The organism is Rhodoplanes sp. Z2-YC6860 (assembly GCF_001579845.1).
Classification (GTDB): Bacteria; Pseudomonadota; Alphaproteobacteria; order Rhizobiales; family Xanthobacteraceae; genus Z2-YC6860.
In genome coordinates this window covers 1,679,545-1,698,328 of sequence record NZ_CP007440.1, presented here as the reverse complement: position 1 = coordinate 1,698,328, position 18,784 = coordinate 1,679,545, and the positions used below count along the sequence as shown (strand labels likewise).

Genomic DNA, 18,784 nt, shown 5'->3' with positions numbered 1-18,784 from the left:
CCTGCCGCGCCCTCCTTGAAAGACAACCACACCACCCGAACAGCTTTGACCACAGCCGTCTGTGAAAAGCTGCCGCGAGATTACGGTCCCATCGGCTACCACAATCGCCGCTTACCATCGCGTCACGGCGGTGTGATGACAGCACAGACCGTCACATGGGAGCCATGCGGGGTCCCCGCAACGGGCCGCCTTTTATTGCGGCCGCAGCAGTTCCGGCCGCGGACGGCTGACGGTCTGGCGGCCGCGCTTGAACACGGCCAGCACCGGGGCGTTGGTCGCAATGGCCTCGGCGGGGGACTGGGCGTCGACCACCGTCACCTCGGCCTGGTTTCCCACCTTGATGCCGTAGTCCTTCAGGTTCAGCAGCCGCGCCGAACGGTCGCTGACCATGGAGAACAGCTCGGCCAGCTGATCCGGCTGGCCGACCTGCAGGACATTGGCATGCATGTTCGCCATCCGGATCAGCGAGCAGTCGCCAAACGGGGTGAACGGATTGAGGATGTTGTTGGTCGAAATCGAGCAATTGCAGCCCTGCGACGCGAACAGGTTCGCATCCGTGATGCAGCGCGGCACGTCGTAGTCCTTGTGGCGAGCCAGGACGAACAGATCGGTCGCCGGCAGCACGGTGACCGCCACGCCGGTGTCGGCGAGACGCCTGGCGATGTCCTTCTGCTTCTGCGGCGGCAGCGCCGCGACCTTGGTCATGTGGCCCATGGCGACGCGGCCGCCGTATCGGTATTTCTCCGCCATGTCCGCGACCATCATGTTGTCCATGGTGGCCGGGTCGTGGCCCGAGTCGATGTGCATGTCGACGTGGATGTCGTATTCGCGGGCGAGCTCGAAGACGCGATTGATATGGTACGGATGATCGGTGTCGTAGTTCGGCGCACCGCCGATTGACGTCGCGCCCATCTCGAGCGCCTGCACCAGCGCCTTGTCAGTCTCCGGCATGTTGGCGAGGCCCTCCTGCGCGAAGGCGCAAAGCTCGAGGTCGACCGCCCAGGCGTATTCCTTCTGCAGCATCTTCAGCGCTTCCATGCTCTTGGTACCGACCGGCGGATCGATCTCGACATGGGTGCGGATGCGCGTGGTGCCCTGCTTGATGCAGTTCTCCAGCGTGATCTTGGCACGGTTGTAGATGTCCTCGACCGTGAAGGTATCTTTCACCGCCTGCACGCGCTTCATGTGGCTCGGGTCGCTGCGGCTCGGCTCCGGCGCACAGCGATCGATAATGCGCGATTTGTCGAGATGGATGTGGGTCTCGACCAGGCCGCCGCAACAAAGACAGCCTTGCGCGTCATAGGACGGCGAGTCGGCGACAAGCTTCGGCTCGATCGCCGCGATTTTTCCCTTGGAGAATCCAATGTCGACGTTGCCGCCGTTCGCCGCGCCCGGCACGCGGGCGTTGCGGATCACGTAATCGAGCATGGATGGGTCTCCTTGGCGGCAGCGGCTTTCGACTGTCGCCATTCGACCGCGTTCCGGGTCTGGCGTCCAGTACCACCGACGTCCGCGTCCTGCTCCGCCGTCATTTTCGGAAGCTGCACGACAGCGCAGTGATCCGGAATCCAGTTCTGCACCGGTGCAGCTGCGCCGAGCACTGGCGCGCTCCCTGCCAAAGTGAGAGCCTATGACCTCAAGCGCCTCATGAAGGCTGAGACAAGGAGAGCGCACGTGACCGGACCCGGCCATGACGCCACGAACGTTTCACTCCGGCATATTCGTGCATTTCTTGCCGTCGCTGAGCTCAGCAGTTTTACCATGGCGGGCGAACGCCTGGGCTTGAGCCAGCCCGCCTTGTCCTTGCTCATCCGGCAATTGGAATTGGACCTGGACCTTCGTCTGTTCGATCGGACGTCTCGACGGACGGTTCTCACGTCCGCGGGACGCGAGTTCGAACAGGCGGTTGCAAAGGTGCTCACGGATCTGGAACAGGCCGTGATCAGCGCGCGCGACCTCGCATTGCGCAAGCGGGGTTCATTGATCGTCGCCGCGCCGCCGACCTTGTCGGCCGTCCTCATGGCGGCCGTCATTAGCGAATTTCAAAAAGCGTACGAAGGCGTCAAAGTTAAGCTCATCGACACCACAGCGGACATCGCCGAACTGATCAGAAGCGGACGCGTCGATCTCGGCGTGGGCACCTTCTCACCCCAGGAGCAAGGTATCGAACGCAGCGTCTTGGTTCGCGATGCGCTTCTCGTGTTCTGCAAATCGGCATCCGAGCTGGCACGGAAGGAAGCAGTGCGTTGGAAGGAGTTGGAGGATCGTCCTCTCATCGCCTTGACGCCAGAGAGCGGCGTAAGGCACCTCGTCGATGCAAGCCAGCACAAAGCCGGCTTGGCCGTCCGGCATGCCCATGAAGTGAGTGGAATGACGACAGCTTTGGCATTTGTCGAAGCCGAGTTGGGTCTGGCCGTTTTGCCGACCTACGCCCTCGCGCTCAGACATGGCGATTCGATCGTTGCGCGGCCCCTGATCGAACCACAGGTCGCAAGAGAGATTTGTGCGATCTCTGCGCGGGGGCGGTCCCTGCCACCGGCCGGAACACAGTTTCTTGCGACCCTGCGGAAATGGGCGAGACGCTCGATGCCCAAGCTGCATTAGCGCTCGAGTTTGATTCCAGTGCGTGAGACCACATCGCGCCAGCGCGCAATCTCCAACGTGATATAGGCCGCCAGCTCGTCCGGCGTGTCCGTGACCGGCACGGCGCCCAGCGTCGTCAATCGTTCCCGGACACCCACATCGGAGGTGGCTTCGCGGACCTCTTTGCTGAGGCGCTCGACGATGGCCTTGGGCGTCCCCCGCGGGGCAAGCAGGGCGAACCAAGCGCTCGAATCGGGCTGGTCGTATCCGGCTTCCGCAAGCGTTGGCACATCTTTAATTGACGCCATGCGTTTCTCGGCGCCCACGGCAAGAGCCTTAACATCGCCCGCCTGCATCGGCGCCAGCACGTTCGAAAGAACCGTGAAGCTGACGGGCACTTCACCGCTGATCAGATCGGAAACCAGCTGCGAGACAGCGCGATAAGGCACATGCGTCATCTCGATTCCCGTCAGGTAGGCGAAGTATGCGCCTGACAGATGCGATGCACTTCCGACTCCGACGGAACTGTATGTGACGCGCGATGTCTTCGGCCGGTGCTTTGCATAGCCGATGAACTCGGCAACCGAGTTCACGGGAAGCTTGGTGCTCACAGCCAATAGGTTGGGCATCGCCGCGACCCGCGAGATCGGCGCGAAGTCCCGCTCCGGGTCGTAAGGAAGGTCCATCAGGACCTTGTTGACCGTCAGTGGCCCGGAAGCGGTGAAAACGAGCGTATAGCCATCGGGCGCTGCAGCCGTCACAACCTTTGTGCCCGTCACACCGCCAGCCCCTGGACGGTTCTCGACAACGAAACGCTGCCCAAGACTCTGACCCATGCGATCCAAAACCACGCGCGCGATCACGTCGCTGCCGCTTCCGCCGGCGAACGGCAAAATCACCTGGATCGGGCGTGTCGGATATTCATCCGCAGAGCCACCGCTGGCTCCTAACGCGACAAGGAGCAAGGCAAGGATCAGACAAGGCTTTCTCACGGCTATCTCCGCACGTTGAGTGACCACAATCCCGCGTGCGCAGACGCCCGGCCAGCCGAACGCACGCGGCTCTATTGCTCAAGCGCGCTCTGGCCCGCGAGAGCGATCTGTTCATCTTCCTTCGATTGCACACCCGAAACGCCGACCGCTCCCACACACTCACCCCGATAGGTCAGCGGGATACCGCCTTGCAGCATCGAATCCGCAGGGAATTTGAGGAAGCCAGGCCTGTCCTTGGCTCGATCTTCCCAAAACTTCGTCGGGCGTCGCGTCAGTGCCGAGGTCTTGGCCTTGCTCAGAGCAACTTCCGCCGAGATGGGAGCGGCTCCTTCGAGCCGCTCGGCCAACATCAGCGCGCCAAACTCGTCGACAATGACGATTGTCGCTCGCCAACCATGCTTCTCTGCCTCTGCCTTGCAGGCCGTCATGATCCGTTGCGCATCGTCGGAGGTTAAGCATGGACGGGTTTTCACCAGCCACGCTCCCCTAAGCTTCGGCGATACAATCGACTTCAAGCAAGAAGTCTTTCCGGGGCAGCCTGGCTTCGATCGTGGTCCGCGCCGGCCACCGCGAAGGATCCTTCCCGAAGAACTCCTGATAGATCTCGTTCATCTCGTCAAAATCGGCTCGTCGATCCAAGTAGACATTGACCTTCGCGACCTTATCCAGAGAGCTGCCTGCATATTCCAGGGCCGCCTTGAGGTTGGTGAGCGCTTGCCTCATCTGGGCCGGAAAATCGCCCTTGGCGATCTGCATGTTCTTGTCGTAGCCGGGAAAGCCCGACACAAATACGAGGTTGCCGATTTTCACCGCGTTGGAATGCGGCGATTTGGAGCGCGGCAGATCAGGGTTGTTGAAAATCGTTCGAGCCATCGGATTCTCCGGAATTGCGCGTTAGGGCGTCGGTTGCTTCAAGGATTTTAAGACTGGTTGGTGCTCGAATTGGCTGTTGCCACCTTCGATGCACTGCACTTCCATACGGTTGGCGTCCGGCGGTTTTGATCTCCTTGCCATTCACGCCACGCAGCTTGCACCCTGGCGAGGTCTTGCTCGATATTGGCGACCAGAAACTCCCCGCGAAATTCGAGATTGCCGGCGGCGTCGTACCATTCCAGGGCGTCGATCTCACCGGGCTGGCGATAACGCTCGATCACGAGGCCGACGCAACCATCGGACCGCTGCGGCGAATGGCGAACATGTGCGGGAAGAAGGTACATTTCTCCTTCTTTGACCACGACCTGGCTGCGTTGCCGAGTGGTCGGATCGATCAGGTTGAGAGTGACGTCTCCTTTGATCTGGATAAAAAGCTCTTCACCCGGGTCGTCGTGATAATCGGGCCGATAGTTCGGACCACCGACCATCATCACGATGAAATTCTGCCAAGTGTCCTTGTAGAATTGAAAATTTCCGATCGGCGGTTTGAGTTTTGACTTGTTCGCCTCGATCCAACTCTCGAGATTGACTGTCGGATTTTCCATCGGGAGCGTCATGTCGACTTTCATGCCCTCTGCGGCAACAGTGGTCCGCAGCCCTGCGCGGATCGCAGGCGTATCACCGCCATGCACCGTGAGCGCCAGCCTGAGGCATGGGAAGTCAACAGCCGAGCGCTGTAAACTTCTGGGTGCATAAGTTTTTCAAATGGATGATGCCCCATCTCCGAAGACCGGAGCATAAGCAGAATTTATAGATGGATATCAAAGAGATCATTGCAGGCGCCGATACGCAATTTAGCATTGGCGATGCCAATGACAGCACACCTGGGAAAACGCCCTGCGAGATTCTGACAGTTGCCAGCCTGAGACCTTTTCAGCGCGACAGCCTCCCGCAGCCGCGACGAAGATGTCGCCAGTTGTGATTTCTTCCAACGCGGAGCCAGCCAAATGAAATTCGCTCATTTCTCCCACGTCTGGGGCAAACCCGACATGACGGCGCATGAGCGATATGAGCAGCTGTGGCGCGAACTGCAGCTCTGCGATGATGTCGGCTTCGATTACAGCTTCTGTGTCGAACACCATTTTCGCCCCGACGAAAGCTGGATGTCGTCGCCCGCGCTGTTCGCCGTCGCCGGCAACGCGCGGACCAAGCGCCTTCGTGTGGGTGCGATGGGGTTTGTGGTTCCTCTTCACCACCCCCTGCGCCTTGCTGAGGAAATCGCCATCGTCGATCAGATGTCCGGCGGGCGTTTCGAGTGCGGCCTCGTGCCGGGGATCAGCCCTGGATACTTCACGCCGTTCGGCATCGATTATAAATTCCGGAAGTCTCCAACGTTCGAGTTCGTCAACTATCTGCGAACTGCTTACGGGGAAAAGCAGCCCTTCTCATTCAAGGGTGAAAATTTCTCGACCGACAGCGCACTGCTCGCCGTTCAACCGCTTCAACGTCCACATCCTCCGCTTTGGATGATGAGCCGTGACCCGGAGACGCTGGAGTTTTGTGCGGCGAACGGCATCAATACCGGGTACTTCATCAGCGTCTCGCGCGCCGAAGCGGGACCGCGGTTTCGCAAGTTCCTGGATGACTGGAACCGGCACGGTCACAAGCGAAAGCCAAACATCGCATACAGCACCGTCGTCTATGTCGACGAGACCGATGAAAAGGCAATGGAACGGGGCTTGGAGCGCGCAAGCCGTGCCTATGTCGGACTGCTTCCGCTCGCCGAGCCCGGCGAAACCTTTCAGGATCGACTGGCAAAGCAGCGGAAACGCTTCGAGGATCGGGGCGAACACGGCGCCGCCAAGATCATGTCGAGCATGTTCGACCCAGCCTACATGAGGGAGAACGAGCTTGTGTTTATCGGCTCGCCAAAAACGGTTGCGGAAAAAATCAGGAAGGCTTCGGAGATCGGCTTCTTCAACACGATGATGTGCGAAATGAACTTCGCCGACTTGCCTGAAGAGGATCTGATGCGATCGATCCGACTGTTCGGCGAGCAGGTCATCCCGGCGCTGCGGGATCACGAGCCGTTTTAGCAATCCCAAACGAGGTCCCCGGTGACGATGCGAGCGTCGCAATCAGCGGATTGAACCACAGACAGCCGGGGCCACGGGAGTCGACAGATGAACGGACGCATCAGCCGCCGTGCTTTCATTGCTGCGACGTCGCTTTGGTTCGCGTCTGACGCTGCGAAATCGCAGAACGGCCCCGTAACGATCGTGGTGCCGTTCACGCCCGGCACGATTCCGGATTACTTGTCGCGCATCCTCGGTGAGCAGCTCAAGGACCGCATCGGCGTCCCAGTTATTACAGACAATCGCGCGGGAGCCAGCGGCAATCTGGGAACATACCGCGTCGCACGCTCAGAGCCGGACGGGAACACACTGCTGCTCACAACAGCGTCGCACGTTGCAACGAATATTCCGCCGTTTCGAAAATTTGACTTTGATCCTGAGAAAAGCTTTGCGCCGATCATCCTCATCGCAAAAAGCCGTTTGCTGCTGACTGTGAGCCTGAAAACGCCAGCCAAGACATTGGCTGAATACATCGCACTCGGCCAACCCCCCTCGGGCTCGTTGAACTACGCTTCGCCAGGCCCGATGTCACTTCAGCATCTGGTCATGGAGATGTTCAAAATTGCGACCAAAACCCGGGCCGAACACATTCCTTACCCGGGCTCCGCAGGAGCTGTTCGCGACACAGTTGCCGGGCATGTCAACGCGATGTTCATGCCCGTCGATACAGCGCTCCCACTCGTGGCTGACGGTCAGCTCAGGGCACTGGCCGTAGCGAGCGAGTCACGCTCCCCTCTAGCCCCGGATGTTCCGACACTGAAGGAACTCGGGCTCGAAGGTTTCGACGTATCGCTTTGGTTTGGATTGTTGGCCCCGGCCGGAACGCCATCCGATACGGTCAATCGCTACAATGCTCTGTGCAACGAGATTTTCTCGCAACCCAAGTGGGGCGACGATTTTTCCAGGCGAGGTCTCGAATTCGTTGGCGGAAATCCAGCCCGCTTCGCCACGTTCATCAAAGACGAAACCGAGCGCTGGAGCAGAGTTATCGCAACTGCCCATCTCAAGCCGGAATGACGAGGCGCGACATCTGATCGTCCCGACTGAAATGCATACTAGCTCGCCTTCTCATGAAAGAAGCCGTGAATCTTGCGCGCGGTTTCTTCATTGATGCCGGGCACCTGCGACAGATCGGTCACCGACGCACGTTCGATGGCTTTCAAAGTGCCGAAGTGGTGCAGCAGGGCCCGCTTCCTGGTCGGTCCGATGCCGGGGATTTCCTGCAAGCCGCCTTCGCGAATGCTTTTCGTGCGCCGTGTGCGATGCGAGCCGATCGCGAAGCGATGCGCCTCGTCGCGGAGCCGCTGGATGAAATAGAGCAGCGGGTCGCGCGGCGGCAGCTTCACCGCGGGCTTGCCGGTCAGATAGAAGGTTTCGTTGCCGGCGTCGCGATCCGGCCCCTTGGCGACGCCGATCATCGGCACGCCGGTGACGCCCAATGTTTCCAGAGTCTCACGAGCGGCATTGAGCTGGCCCTGCCCGCCGTCGATCAGCACCAGATCGGGCCACGGTGATTCACGTTCATCCTCGGTGTTGTCCGCGGGCAGGGGCATGTCGCCCGCAATCACCGCAGCCTGATTCGCCTCGGCGGCGGCCTCATTTGCCTCGGCGGCGGCCTGGATCGCTTCGGCGGCGTCGGCCGGCGGCGCCTCGCGCGGCGCTTCCGCCATCAGCCGCTTGAAGCGCCGCTCCAGCACCTCGCGCATCATGCCGAAGTCGTCGCCCGGTGTGAGCTCCGCAGAGCGGATGTTGAACTTGCGATACTGGTTCTTGCGGAAGCCCTCCGGCCCCGCGACGATCATGGCGCCGACCGCGTTGGTGCCCTGGATGTGGCTGTTGTCGTAGACCTCGATCCGCTGCGGCACGCGCGGCAGGCTGAAGGTTTCGGCGAGGCCCTTCAAAAGCTTCTGCTGCGACGAGGTGTCGGCAAGCTTCCGCCCGAGCGCCTCGCGCGCGTTGATCTGCGCATGCGCCACCAGTTCCTTCTTCTCGCCGCGCTGGGGCACCGCAATCTCGACCTTGCGGCCGGACTTGGTGGTGAGCGCCGCAGCCAGCAGCTCGCATTCCGGGATGTCGTGCGACAGCAGGATCAGCGAAGGCGGCGGCTTGTCGTCGTAGAACTGCGCCAGGAACGCGCCCAGCACCTCGCCGGGCCCAAGCGTGCGATCGGCCTTGGGGAAATAGGCGCGGTTGCCCCAGTTCTGCCCGGTGCGGAAGAAGAACACCTCGATGCAGCTGAAGCCGCCGTCCTGATGGATGGCGAACACGTCGGCCTCTTCGGTGCTGCGCGGGTTGATGCCTTGCGTCGATTGCACCGCCGACAGCGCGGCCAGGCGGTCGCGGTAGATCGCGGCCCGCTCGAAATCGAGTTCCGAGGACGCATTCTCCATCTCGCCCGACAGCTCGTCGCGCACCGCCTGGCTCTTGCCGGAGAGGAACGCCTTGGCCTCCCGCACCAGCTCGGCATAGCCCGCAAAATCGATCTCGTTTGTGCAGGGCGCCGCGCAACGCTTGATCTGATGCAGTAGACACGGCCGCGTGCGGCTCTCGAAGAAGCCGTCCGAGCAGGAGCGCAAAAGGAAGGCGCGCTGCAGTGCCGTGATGGTGCGGTTGACGGCCCAGACCGAAGCAAACGGCCCGAAGTAGCTGCCTTGACGCGACCGCGCGCCGCGGTGCTTGAGGATCTGCGGCGCCCAATGGTCGCCGGTGATCATGATGTAAGGAAACGACTTGTCGTCGCGCAGCAGCACGTTGAAGCGCGGCCGCAGGCGCTTGATCAGGTTCGCCTCGAGCAGCAGCGCCTCGGTCTCCGTCGCCGTGGTGACGAATTCGACCGACGCGGTCGAGGCGATCACCCGTTCGATGCGGGTGTCGTGCCCGGTCGGCCGGGTGTACGACGTAAAGCGCTTCTTGATGTTCTTGGCCTTGCCGACATAGAGCACCTCGCCGGCCGCATCGAGCATGCGGTAGACGCCGGGCGTCGATGGCGCGAGTTTGGCGTGGCGCAGCAGCACGGCGCGGCCCGCCGCCAGCGGACCGCTCGCGTCGCCAAGCTCGATCGAAGCGGCGTCGAGCTCGAGGTCGCGCTCGGGCAGCGCCTGCTCGTCGTCCTCTTCGACGAGTTCGCTCGTCGGATCGATGTCTTTGTCGCCGCCGGCCATGCCGGTGTTTTGCTCCTCGAAGTGCCGCGCGTCAGCCGCGGCCGATTGTGGCATGGTAAAATAGTTCCTGCCGCCGCGCTCTCCAATACACGGTTCGTTAGCGTTAAGGCGGCAGCAGCGTTACCGATTCACAAACACTTAAATTAAAAGGCCGCACAAATTCCTCCAACGCGCGTCCTCGCCGCCATCTTGTCCGCACAAACGCGGGCGACAAGCCCGGCAGCGATCGATCCGCGTGACCCCAAGGCAAGCGGCAAACGCTTCGAGTGAATCAAAGGGTCAGGTGGAGGTTGCGATGAAGAAATTGGCCTTCGCGGCAACACTTGCAACGCTTTTGCTCGCGCCCGGCGCGACGACAGCGGCGGATCTCATGCCCTATGGGCAGCCCGCGCCCGCGCGCAGCATGTTCTGGCAGGGCCCCTATGTCGGCGCCAATCTCGGCTATCAGTGGGGCTCGGTGAGCAACACCGGCACCGATCCGAGCGGCGTGATGGGCGGCATCCAGGCCGGCTACAACTGGCAGTCCGGACAGTTCGTGTTCGGCGGCGAGACCGACTTGCAGATGTCGGATGCCGATGACCGCTTTGCGGGCTGGAAATTCTCCAACCCCTGGTTCGGCACGCTGCGCGGCCGCGCCGGCTACGCGATGAACAACATCCTGCTCTATGGAACCGCAGGCCTCGCTTACGGCACCTTGCGCGCCGAAAGCCTTTCGCTCGGCGTCCATGACTCACGCACCAGTCTCGGCTGGGCCGCAGGCGCCGGCATGGAGGTCGCGCTCACCGGCAACTGGAGCGCGAGGGCCGAGTATCTCTACGTCGATCTGAACTCGCGCACGTTCGCCCTCGACGGCACCGATCATGGAATCTCGTCGAGCATGCTGCGCTTCGGCGTGAACTATCGCTTCTGATCCGCGCCAGTGTCGGCGACATAACAGAACGCCGCCATTTCCTTTCAGTAGGTTTGCCGCAGACCGGGTGACTTCCAGGTCACGCCGCACATTGCAACGCGCGCAATCACAATAAGACCGCAGTCCCGCCAAAGATTCTAAGAACTGCCGCCAAAATCCAGGAACCAACTGTCATTTCGCGATGTTGGGGGTGCGGGCGCACAAGAAACGGGAGGCGGGTATGCCGCGTATGCGTCGGGTTCTTCTTGCCACAATCGGTCTGCTGGGTCTGGCTGTCACGAGCGCTGCGGCGGCGGATTTGCCGCGCGCGATGCCGCCGGTCAAAGCGCCGGCCTATATTCCGGCGGTCTATTCGTGGAACGGATTCTATCTCGGTATCAACGGCGGCGGCGGGTGGGGCACCTCGCACTGGAACAATGGCATCGGCAGCACGGATGTGTCCGGCGGCCTGGCCGGCGTCACGGCCGGCTACAACTGGCAGACCGGCAACTGGGTGTTCGGCTTGGAAGCCGATATCGATTGGAGCAACATCAAGGGCAGCTTCACCAGCGCCTCCTGCCCGTTCGGATGCGAAACCAAGAACGACTGGCTCGGAACTGCGCGCGGCCGGATCGGCTGGGCGTTTGACCGTTGGATGCCTTACATCACCGGCGGTGCTGCCTTCGGCGGCGTGAAGGTGAGCCAGCCCGGCATTGCCAGCACCAGCGACACCAATGTCGGCTGGACGGTCGGCGCCGGCATCGAGGCAGCGCTCGTCGCCAACTGGACCGCCAAGGTCGAATATCTCTACGCCGATCTCGGCCGCGTCGACTGCGGCGCCTGCCTTCCGGCCACCAGCGCGAACTTCCGCACCAACATCGTGCGCGCCGGTTTGAACTACCGGTTCTGATCCGGAAGCCACCCAAGCAGAACCGCCCCGGACGGTTGCCGTCCGGGGCGGTTCTTTTTTGGCGCTTCGAGCTGAGTATTGTTTAGTATTTATTGACCATCGTTATAGTAAATTTTGTGTATACGAAAAACGCGACTCCAGAAATCCCAGGAAAAATGCAGGTTTCTGCGTTCATACTTTGTCAACGCTAACCAATGTGCTTTTTCTACACTAGACTTTCCGCACCCGCTGAATACTTTGCGCTAACTTTGAATTTTGGAGGTTAGCGTAATGAATCGTTCTCTCGCTGCGGCCCTCGGCGCACTCGCGCTCGTCGCTTCCGTCCCGGCCTCGGCCGCGGACCTTCCTGCGCGTGGCATGCCCTACAAGGCACCGATGTACGCTCCGATGTACAACTGGAGCGGCTTCTATCTCGGCGTGAACGGCGGCGGCGCCTTCGGCAACTCCGACTGGAACGCCCTCGGCGTCAGCAACAGCCCGGGCGGCGGCATGATCGGCGTGACCGCCGGCTACAACTGGCAGGGCATGGGCAGCCCGTGGGTGTTCGGCCTCGAAGGCGATGTGGACGCGAGCTTTGTCGACGACACCACCGCTTGCGGCGCGACCACCTGCAAGACCAAGAATGAATGGTTCGGCACCGTGCGCGGCCGCGTCGGCTACGCCTGGGATCGCTTTATGCCCTACTTCACCGGCGGCGTGGCGTTCGGCGACGTCAAGGCTCATCGCTTCGGCTTTGGCACCTCGAGCGACACCAATGCCGGCTGGACGGTTGGCGCCGGTATCGAAGGCGTGATCGCCGGCAACTGGACCGCCAAGGTTGAATATCTCTACGCCGACCTCGGCGACACGACGTGCCCCGCGGCCTCTTGCGGCACCGCGACCAACGTCGATCTGCAGATGAACATCGTGCGGGCTGGTTTGAACTATCGCTTCTAAGAAACCACGCGACAAACTCGAAAGCCCCGGACGCAAGTCCGGGGCTTTTTTCATGGGTGCGGCGTATCGGGCGGCTGCGGATGCCGCGCGCGTTATGGCCGCGAATTACCCGCGGCCCGGCGCGCAGCGCACATAGACCATGTTGCCGTAGCGGTTGGCCGAGTCCGGATCGACATAGCGCGTGATCAGCACGCGGCCGTCGAACGACAGGATTTCGCGATCCTGCGGATTGCCGGCTTCGCCCTCGGGCCCGATGTAGTTGCGGCCATCGGAGCTGCCCTTGAGCCGCAGTTCGCTCGGCTGCCGCTGGTCGGCGAGATGCATCATCACGCCGCCGGTCGGACCGCGCGCGATGACATACGGATTTTTGCACTGACCGCGTGCGATGGTGATGGTGCGGGCCTTGTCGGCCTCGTTCTGATAGGACGTGTAGCCCCAGCGACCGATCATCTCTTCGGGCGCGTATTTGGACGGCATGGACGCCCCCGCTGGCGGCGGCGCGGGCTCGGGCGTGCTGCCCCCGAAGCTCGGCATATTAAAACTGCCGCCGCAGCCGCTGAGCGTCAGGCCTGCGCCGAGAACGGCCAGGGCGGCGATGGGAAGGGTTCGACGGTCATCACTCATTACTTGTGTCCTGCTCTGCCTTCAGGAACGGCGGCGGTGGCTTTCAGTCCCCGATGCCATTGCGGCTACCTCGATGTCGCATCTTAACCGGTACAAATTTAACCAGTCGCTAACCGCGTTGGCCGGGTCGTGCGATTCAGTCTAGCCGGACCTGAGCGAAAGGCCCAAAGCGGCCAAATCCGGCCCAACACATTAACCAAAGGGCCGACAGCCTTAACGAATGGGGCCGTTCATCTTGACTCGCCGGGCCCGACAGCCTATCTCCAGCCGGGCATTTAGCACTCTTGGGTTCGACTGCTAAGTGTCTATCAATACAACACTTTTCTTCCAACACTAGCGCTCACGCGCCACGAGGAAAGCATGGCCAAGCTCAAGTTCCGTCCCCTGCACGACCGTGTGGTCGTCAAGCGCATCGACGCCGAAGAGAAATCTGCCGGCGGCATCATCATCCCGGACACCGTCAAAGAGAAGCCGTCGCAGGGCGAGATCGTCGCCGTGGGCCCCGGCGGCCGCGACGAGAGCGGCAAGCTGACCCCGCTCGATCTCAAGACCGGCGACCGCGTGCTGTTCGGCAAGTGGTCGGGCACCGAAGTGAAGCTCGACGGCGAGGATCTCCTGATCATGAAGGAGTCCGACATCATGGGCGTGATCGCCTAATTCCACTCATCGGTTTCAGGAGAGTTTTGAAATGGCTGCCAAAGACGTCCGTTTCTCCGGCGACGCGCGCGATCGCATGCTGCGCGGCGTGGAGACCCTCGCCAATGCCGTCAAGGTCACGCTCGGCCCCAAGGGCCGCAACGTCGTGATCGACAAGTCGTTCGGCGCGCCCCGCATCACCAAGGACGGCGTGACCGTCGCCAAGGAGATCGAGCTCGAGGACAAGTTCGAGAACATGGGCGCGCAGATGGTGCGCGAGGTTGCCCAGAAGACCAACGACAACGCCGGTGACGGCACCACCACGGCGACCGTGCTCGCCGCCGCGATCGTGAAGGAAGGCGCCAAGTCGGTCGCCGCCGGCATGAACCCGATGGATCTGAAGCGTGGCATCGACATCGCGGTCGCCGCCGTCCTCAAGGACCTCGAGAAGCGCGCCAAGAAGGTCGGCTCGTCGGCGGAAGTCGCGCAGGTCGGCACCATCTCGGCCAACGGCGACAAGCAGATCGGCAAGATGATCGCCGACGCGATGCAGAAGGTCGGCAACGAAGGTGTCATCACGGTCGAGGAGGCCAAGAGCCTCGACACCGAGGTGGAGATCGTCGAGGGCATGCAGTTCGACCGCGGCTACATCTCGCCGTACTTCATCACCAACGCCGAGAAGATGATTGCCGAGCTCGAGGACGTGTACATCCTCCTGCACGAGAAGAAGCTCTCGGGCCTGCAGTCCATGCTGCCGCTGCTCGAGGCGGTGGTGCAGACCGGCAAGCCGCTGCTGATCATCTCCGAGGACGTCGAGGGCGAGGCCATTGCCACGCTCGTCGTCAACAAGCTGCGCGGCGGTCTCAAGATCGCGGCCGTGAAGGCTCCGGGCTTCGGCGATCGCCGCAAGGCGATGCTCGAGGACATCGCGATCCTCACCGCCGGCCAGCTCATCTCGGAAGACCTCGGCATCAAGCTCGAGAACGTCACGCTGCAGATGCTCGGCCGCGCCAAGAAGGTCGTGATCGAGAAGGAAAAGACCACGATCGTCGACGGCGCCGGCAAGAAGAAGGACATCGAAGCCCGCGTCGCGCAGATCAAGGCGCAGATCGAGGAGACCACCTCGGACTACGACCGTGAGAAGCTGCAGGAGCGTCTCGCCAAGCTCGCGGGCGGCGTGGCCGTGATCAAGGTCGGCGGCGCCACCGAGATCGAGGTGAAGGAGAAGAAGGACCGCGTCGATGACGCGCTCAACGCCACCCGCGCTGCGGTGGAAGAGGGCATCGTCCCGGGCGGCGGCACTGCGCTGCTCCGCGCCAAGAAGGCGGTCGGCAAGCTCACCAGCGACAATGCCGACGTCCAGGCCGGCATCAACATCGTGCTGAAGGCCGTCGAGGCGCCGATCCGGCAGATCGCCGAGAACGCCGGCGTCGAGGGCTCGATCGTGGTCGGCAAGATCATGGAATCGAAGTCCGAGACCTTCGGCTTCGACGCCCAGAACGAAGAGTATGTCGACCTGATCGACAAGGGCATCGTCGACCCGGCCAAGGTCGTGCGTCGCGCGCTCCAGGACGCGGCCTCGGTCGCGGGCCTGCTCGTGACCACCGAGGCGATGGTCGCCGAAGTGCCGAAGGAAGCTTCGGCTCCGGCGATGCCGGGCGGCGGCATGGGCGGAATGGGCGGCATGATGTAAGCCTGCCCTGAAAGGCAAAAACGTGAAGGGCCCGGCCAAAAGCCGGGCCCTTTTCTTTTGGCCGCGAAACGAATGATCGTCCGGCAGCGTTGAAGCGCTATGGCGGCAGCATCTTCCAAACGGGTGATCTACGCCGCGCTCGCCGGCAATTTCCTGATCGCCATCACCAAGTTCGGTGCGGCCTTTTGGACCGGCAGTTCGGCGATGCTGAGCGAGGGCGTGCATTCGCTGGTCGACACCGGCAACCAGGGCCTCCTGCTCTACGGGCATTGGCGCGCGGACCGCCCGCCCGACGATCTGCATCCGCTGGGCTTCGGCCGCGAGCTCTATTTCTGGAGCTTCATCGTGGCGCTGCTGGTGTTTGCGCTCGGCGCCGGCGTGTCGCTCTACGAGGGCATCGCGCAGATCATCGACAAGCATCCGATCACCGATCCGGCCGTGAATTATGTGGTGATCGCGGTCTCGGCGGTGTTCGAAGGCACGTCGTGGCTGATCGCACGGCGCGAATTCAACAAATTCAGGGGCGACCAGAGCTATTACCAGGCGTTCCGCCGCAGCAAGAATGCGCCGCTGTTTCTCGTGCTGTTCGAGGATACCGCCGCGCTGATCGGCCTTGCGATTGCGCTCTGCGGCAACGTGGCGTCTTATCATCTCGACCGTCCCGAGCTCGACGGCGTGGCCTCGCTGGGTATCAGCCTGTTGCTCGCTGTCACCGCAGTGATGCTTGCTCGCGAGAGCAAGGAGCTGCTGATCGGCGAGTCGGCCAGCGCACGGGTGACGAAGTCGATCATGGAGATCGCGCGAAAGCAGGACGGCGTTGAACGCGTCAACGGCATGCTGACCGTGCATCTCGCGCCCGACGAGATCGTGCTGGCGCTGAGCCTCGAATTCGCCGACCGGCTGACGACGCCGGAGATCGAGCAGCGCGTCGCCGCGCTCGAGCACCAGCTGCGGTCAGCCCATCCCGAGATCGTCGCCTTGTTCGTCAAGCCGCAGTCGCGCGAGCAGTACCGGATGTTCCGCGACGACCCGCACTGACGGCTAGGACGTCAGCTCGCGCACCGCGCGGTTCGCCTGATCGATGGCGTAATGCACCCAGGCGTCGCCGCCGGCATCGGTGTTGGCGATCGCGACATTGCCCGCGCGCTGCCGCGCCACCTTCAGAACGCGGTTCTCGTAGTCGTTCGGATCGAATAGCGAATTGGCGACGTAGCTGTAGCCATGCGGCCAGCGGTTCACCGTGATCGCCGCGATGTCGCTGTCGCTTGCGAAGCCGCCCGCGCCCAGCATCCGATCGAGCTCGTCGCGGATGCGCGCTTCGAAGTCCGCAAACGTCATGGTGTAGAGCTGGCCGCGGCCGATGCGGAATTGCTCGCGGGCGTCGAGGCCGCGATTCGGCGCGCCCGGAATATGGACGAGATGCAGCAGCATCGGCTCGGAGGGATCGCGCGGATTCTTGTAGCCACCGAGCGACACCGGAAAGTCGAGCGAAACATGACTGTGGAAGCCCATCGGCAGATGGATCGAATGGACCTTCAGCGCCGCAAACGCCTGCCAATTCCTGATCAGGACATCGGTGTAGCAGATCGGCGTCTTGACGTTCTTCGCAAGTGCGGCGCGTTGCGGCTTGGGCAACTGCGGCATGAGATAGGGAATCATCATGTTGAAACAGGCGAGCACCGCATGACGCGCTTCGACACGCCGGAGTGCGCCGTCACGGACATAGGCCACCTGGACCTTGCCGCCGCTCTCGCGGACGTTCACGCAGGTAGAGTTGAGCCGCAGCCGGATGCCCTGCCCGTCGCGATCGAGCTTCGCGTAGTCGAACGGCGCCTCGACCAAGTCCTCCATGGTATGGCCCCGGGCCACGCCGGGAATGAGCGCGCGCACCAGAAGCCGCGCGATCCCCGCATTGCCGTCGGGAAAATGATAGATGTACGGTTCCTTCCAGGCCGCGTTGGTGTCTTGCGGAAGCTTCAAGCCGGCAAAGCCCGGATAACCGAGATCGCGTGCGTCGGCCGCCGGTACCGCATCGGCGCCGAGGCCGTAGAAATCCAACGTGCGGCCCTGCAGGCAATTGGCGGCCTCCTCGCTCAAGCCACCGAATTTGGTCAGGTAGTCGCGATAGCTGATGCGCTTGAGCAGCGCCTTCTTGCGCTTGATCGATTTTCCGGCCATCAGATCTTTGGCCGTGGAGTAGAGCGAGAGAAGCTGCGCCTGGCTTTCAGCCGAGATCGGAAACGCCGCAACGAATTCCAAGAGCGCGTTGCCTTTGCGCTGCGGATTCTCCTCGGCATTCGCAGCCGGCGGCTCGCCGGCCACCAGCACGTCGCGACCGAAGGTCTCGCGGTTGAAGAACGTGCCGCGCGTGAGCCCGAGCGACGAATAGAGATTGCGGTCGAATGCGCTCTCGAAGCGCTTCAGATCGACACCGAGGTCCGTCAAAAGCTTCTTGGCGACGGGGCTGTACAGCGTATTCGGCGATTGCAGCGACTGGCTGCCGCCGTAGCCGATCATCCGGCGGCCGCCGATGGTGAACTCGTTGCGCTTGGCGTGGCCGCCGAAGTCGTCGTGATTGTCGAGGATGAGGATGCGGGCTTCAGGCCGCGCCCGGCGATAGAACCACGCGGCCGACAGCCCGCTGATGCCGCCACCGACCACCACAAGATCGTAGCGCTCCTCGATCGGCGCATTGCCCAAGGCAAAGCTTTGCCCGTCGCGCAGCGCGTGAGCGATTTCAAACGATCCCGCGTGTTGTCCGCGCAGGCCGGTGAGCGCCGGCGGATAGAGATTGGGCTGCGCACCAAGCTGCGCCGCAGGCGTGAGCCCCGCGGCGACGGTCAGTGCAGCGCCGTTGAGGAAATCGCGGCGAGTGATCGTCATGACCGGTCACCATAGCGCCGAACCGAGGCCCGTTGAGGTATGCGCCTGCCTAGTTCGTCGGCACTTTGAAGCGGAGAGTCTTCGGGCCGATCAGCAAAACGGAATCGCCCTGGCGGCGCCAGTTGGTGACGGCGTTCAGCGCCTCGATCAATTCCGCATCGGCGCGCGCCCGGTCCGGCGAACAGTCGCGTTCGGTCGGCTGCCCGGTGATGACCGTCAAAGTGTCGCCCGCGACCACAACCTGTCCCTCGACCCGGTTGCACCACATCTCAAGTGCGATGGTGCCGTTGGCGGCGACGTCCATGTTCGGAATGCGCTTTGAGCCCGGCATCGGCCGGGCGTCGAGCAACAATTCACCCTCGAAAGGGACCTCTTGTGCGTGAACCGCAATCGCTGCTTCCGAAATCATCACCGCGGCTGCCAGAGCCGCATACCATTTCCTTGCAATCATACTCACCCTCGAAAAATG

At 62.3% G+C, this 18,784-nt stretch carries 20 protein-coding genes; 10 read left to right on the top strand and 10 right to left on the bottom strand.

Translation table 11 applies throughout. The features are described from left to right. Positions 1-192 precede the first annotated feature (192 nt). Positions 193-1,428 carry an amidohydrolase family protein gene (locus RHPLAN_RS07855; RefSeq protein ID WP_068015685.1) on the bottom strand — a complete coding sequence of 412 codons (1,236 nt, stop codon included), beginning with the start codon at positions 1,426-1,428 and terminating at the stop codon, positions 193-195. Then, on the bottom strand, positions 1,413-1,601 hold the full coding sequence (locus tag RHPLAN_RS39120; protein ID WP_157100126.1) for a hypothetical protein: 189 nt from the start codon (positions 1,599-1,601) through the stop codon (positions 1,413-1,415). The genes RHPLAN_RS07855 and RHPLAN_RS39120 overlap by 16 nt, the downstream gene beginning before the upstream one ends. 73 nt (positions 1,602-1,674) lie before the next feature. On the opposite strand from RHPLAN_RS39120, the gene RHPLAN_RS07850 reads away from it, so the two are divergent. Next, entirely contained in the window at positions 1,675-2,604 is a 930-nt protein-coding gene (locus RHPLAN_RS07850; RefSeq protein ID WP_237180076.1) for a LysR family transcriptional regulator, read from the top strand. Here RHPLAN_RS07850 and RHPLAN_RS07845 read toward each other — a convergent pair. From RHPLAN_RS07845 to nbaC, 4 genes are all read right to left on the bottom strand, one after another. Next, the gene (locus RHPLAN_RS07845) at positions 2,601-3,575 is read right to left on the bottom strand and encodes a Bug family tripartite tricarboxylate transporter substrate binding protein (RefSeq protein WP_237180075.1); all 975 of its coding nucleotides are present in this window, start codon (positions 3,573-3,575) and stop codon (positions 2,601-2,603) included. The two genes, RHPLAN_RS07850 and RHPLAN_RS07845, sit on opposite strands and share 4 nt — an antisense overlap. Positions 3,576-3,646: 71 nt before the next feature. Further along, positions 3,647-4,048, bottom strand: coding sequence for a GlcG/HbpS family heme-binding protein (locus RHPLAN_RS07840; RefSeq protein WP_084244507.1), 402 nt, complete (start codon positions 4,046-4,048; stop codon positions 3,647-3,649). A 13-nt stretch (positions 4,049-4,061) separates the two neighbouring features. After that, positions 4,062-4,448, bottom strand: a complete 387-nt coding sequence (locus RHPLAN_RS07835) for a RidA family protein (protein WP_068015675.1) — start codon at positions 4,446-4,448, stop codon at positions 4,062-4,064. Between the two features lie 47 nt (positions 4,449-4,495). Next, positions 4,496-5,140, bottom strand: a complete 645-nt coding sequence (nbaC, locus tag RHPLAN_RS07830; protein ID WP_157100125.1) for a 3-hydroxyanthranilate 3,4-dioxygenase — start codon at positions 5,138-5,140, stop codon at positions 4,496-4,498. Positions 5,141-5,262: 122 nt separating this feature from the next. Between nbaC and RHPLAN_RS39115 the strand changes: the two genes are divergently transcribed. The 3 genes from RHPLAN_RS39115 to RHPLAN_RS07820 all read left to right on the top strand — a co-directional run bounded on the left by RHPLAN_RS39115 (position 5,263) and on the right by RHPLAN_RS07820 (position 7,600). Further along, on the top strand, positions 5,263-5,430 hold the full coding sequence (locus RHPLAN_RS39115; protein WP_157100124.1) for a hypothetical protein: 168 nt from the start codon (positions 5,263-5,265) through the stop codon (positions 5,428-5,430). Between the two features lie 25 nt (positions 5,431-5,455). After that, positions 5,456-6,544 carry an LLM class flavin-dependent oxidoreductase gene (locus RHPLAN_RS07825; RefSeq protein ID WP_084244505.1) on the top strand — a complete coding sequence of 363 codons (1,089 nt, stop codon included), beginning with the start codon at positions 5,456-5,458 and terminating at the stop codon, positions 6,542-6,544. Positions 6,545-6,631: 87 nt separating this feature from the next. After that, positions 6,632-7,600 carry a Bug family tripartite tricarboxylate transporter substrate binding protein gene (locus RHPLAN_RS07820; protein WP_068015657.1) on the top strand — a complete coding sequence of 323 codons (969 nt, stop codon included), beginning with the start codon at positions 6,632-6,634 and terminating at the stop codon, positions 7,598-7,600. Positions 7,601-7,638: 38 nt separating this feature from the next. On the opposite strand, the gene uvrC is transcribed toward RHPLAN_RS07820, so the two are convergent. Then, positions 7,639-9,798 (bottom strand): excinuclease ABC subunit UvrC, encoded by a 2,160-nt coding sequence (uvrC, locus tag RHPLAN_RS07815; RefSeq protein ID WP_068015656.1) that lies wholly within the window; start codon positions 9,796-9,798, stop codon positions 7,639-7,641. Between the two features lie 241 nt (positions 9,799-10,039). Between uvrC and RHPLAN_RS07810 the strand changes: the two genes are divergently transcribed. The 3 genes from RHPLAN_RS07810 (at position 10,040) to RHPLAN_RS07800 (ending at position 12,479) form a co-directional block, all read left to right on the top strand. Next, positions 10,040-10,654, top strand: coding sequence for an outer membrane protein (locus RHPLAN_RS07810; RefSeq protein ID WP_068015655.1), 615 nt, complete (start codon positions 10,040-10,042; stop codon positions 10,652-10,654). Positions 10,655-10,874: 220 nt separating this feature from the next. Beyond that, positions 10,875-11,543, top strand: coding sequence for an outer membrane protein (locus tag RHPLAN_RS07805; protein ID WP_237180074.1), 669 nt, complete (start codon positions 10,875-10,877; stop codon positions 11,541-11,543). A gap of 270 nt (positions 11,544-11,813) precedes the next feature. Continuing rightward, a complete protein-coding gene (locus tag RHPLAN_RS07800; RefSeq protein WP_068015653.1) occupies positions 11,814-12,479 on the top strand; it encodes an outer membrane protein in 666 nt (221 codons plus the stop codon). Positions 12,480-12,584: 105 nt separating this feature from the next. Here the strand turns inward: RHPLAN_RS07800 and RHPLAN_RS07795 are convergent, their stop codons facing one another. Continuing rightward, the gene (locus RHPLAN_RS07795) at positions 12,585-13,103 is read right to left on the bottom strand and encodes a hypothetical protein (RefSeq protein WP_068015651.1); all 519 of its coding nucleotides are present in this window, start codon (positions 13,101-13,103) and stop codon (positions 12,585-12,587) included. A gap of 360 nt (positions 13,104-13,463) precedes the next feature. Between RHPLAN_RS07795 and RHPLAN_RS07790 the strand changes: the two genes are divergently transcribed. The 3 genes from RHPLAN_RS07790 (at position 13,464) to RHPLAN_RS07780 (ending at position 16,470) form a co-directional block, all read left to right on the top strand. Beyond that, complete coding sequence (locus tag RHPLAN_RS07790; protein ID WP_068015650.1) at positions 13,464-13,760, top strand: co-chaperone GroES; 297 nt, start codon at positions 13,464-13,466, stop codon at positions 13,758-13,760. A 31-nt stretch (positions 13,761-13,791) separates the two neighbouring features. Continuing rightward, complete coding sequence (groL, locus tag RHPLAN_RS07785) at positions 13,792-15,432, top strand: chaperonin GroEL (protein ID WP_068015649.1); 1,641 nt, start codon at positions 13,792-13,794, stop codon at positions 15,430-15,432. A gap of 99 nt (positions 15,433-15,531) precedes the next feature. Then, a complete protein-coding gene (locus tag RHPLAN_RS07780) occupies positions 15,532-16,470 on the top strand; it encodes a cation diffusion facilitator family transporter (RefSeq protein WP_068015648.1) in 939 nt (312 codons plus the stop codon). Between the two features lie 3 nt (positions 16,471-16,473). Here the strand turns inward: RHPLAN_RS07780 and RHPLAN_RS07775 are convergent, their stop codons facing one another. Both RHPLAN_RS07775 and RHPLAN_RS07770 read right to left on the bottom strand, forming a co-directional pair. Then, positions 16,474-18,315, bottom strand: a complete 1,842-nt coding sequence (locus tag RHPLAN_RS07775) for an NAD(P)-binding protein (RefSeq protein WP_068015639.1) — start codon at positions 18,313-18,315, stop codon at positions 16,474-16,476. A 49-nt stretch (positions 18,316-18,364) separates the two neighbouring features. After that, positions 18,365-18,766 carry an META domain-containing protein gene (locus tag RHPLAN_RS07770; RefSeq protein WP_237180073.1) on the bottom strand — a complete coding sequence of 134 codons (402 nt, stop codon included), beginning with the start codon at positions 18,764-18,766 and terminating at the stop codon, positions 18,365-18,367. Positions 18,767-18,784 lie beyond the last annotated feature (18 nt).

Coding starts and splice junctions, on each gene's coding strand:
- RHPLAN_RS07855 (WP_068015685.1), bottom strand. CDS start 1,428: ATGCTCGATTACGTGATCCGCAACGCCCGCGTGCCGGGCGCGGCGAAC.
- RHPLAN_RS07835 (WP_068015675.1), bottom strand. CDS start 4,448: ATGGCTCGAACGATTTTCAACAACCCTGATCTGCCGCGCTCCAAATCG.
- RHPLAN_RS39115 (WP_157100124.1), top strand. CDS start 5,263: ATGGATATCAAAGAGATCATTGCAGGCGCCGATACGCAATTTAGCATT.
- RHPLAN_RS07825 (WP_084244505.1), top strand. CDS start 5,456: ATGAAATTCGCTCATTTCTCCCACGTCTGGGGCAAACCCGACATGACG.
- RHPLAN_RS07820 (WP_068015657.1), top strand. CDS start 6,632: ATGAACGGACGCATCAGCCGCCGTGCTTTCATTGCTGCGACGTCGCTT.
- uvrC (WP_068015656.1), bottom strand. CDS start 9,798: ATGCCACAATCGGCCGCGGCTGACGCGCGGCACTTCGAGGAGCAAAAC.
- RHPLAN_RS07810 (WP_068015655.1), top strand. CDS start 10,040: ATGAAGAAATTGGCCTTCGCGGCAACACTTGCAACGCTTTTGCTCGCG.
- RHPLAN_RS07805 (WP_237180074.1), top strand. CDS start 10,875: ATGCCGCGTATGCGTCGGGTTCTTCTTGCCACAATCGGTCTGCTGGGT.
- RHPLAN_RS07800 (WP_068015653.1), top strand. CDS start 11,814: ATGAATCGTTCTCTCGCTGCGGCCCTCGGCGCACTCGCGCTCGTCGCT.
- RHPLAN_RS07795 (WP_068015651.1), bottom strand. CDS start 13,103: ATGAGTGATGACCGTCGAACCCTTCCCATCGCCGCCCTGGCCGTTCTC.
- RHPLAN_RS07790 (WP_068015650.1), top strand. CDS start 13,464: ATGGCCAAGCTCAAGTTCCGTCCCCTGCACGACCGTGTGGTCGTCAAG.
- groL (WP_068015649.1), top strand. CDS start 13,792: ATGGCTGCCAAAGACGTCCGTTTCTCCGGCGACGCGCGCGATCGCATG.
- RHPLAN_RS07780 (WP_068015648.1), top strand. CDS start 15,532: ATGGCGGCAGCATCTTCCAAACGGGTGATCTACGCCGCGCTCGCCGGC.
- RHPLAN_RS07775 (WP_068015639.1), bottom strand. CDS start 18,315: ATGACGATCACTCGCCGCGATTTCCTCAACGGCGCTGCACTGACCGTC.
- RHPLAN_RS07770 (WP_237180073.1), bottom strand. CDS start 18,766: ATGATTGCAAGGAAATGGTATGCGGCTCTGGCAGCCGCGGTGATGATT.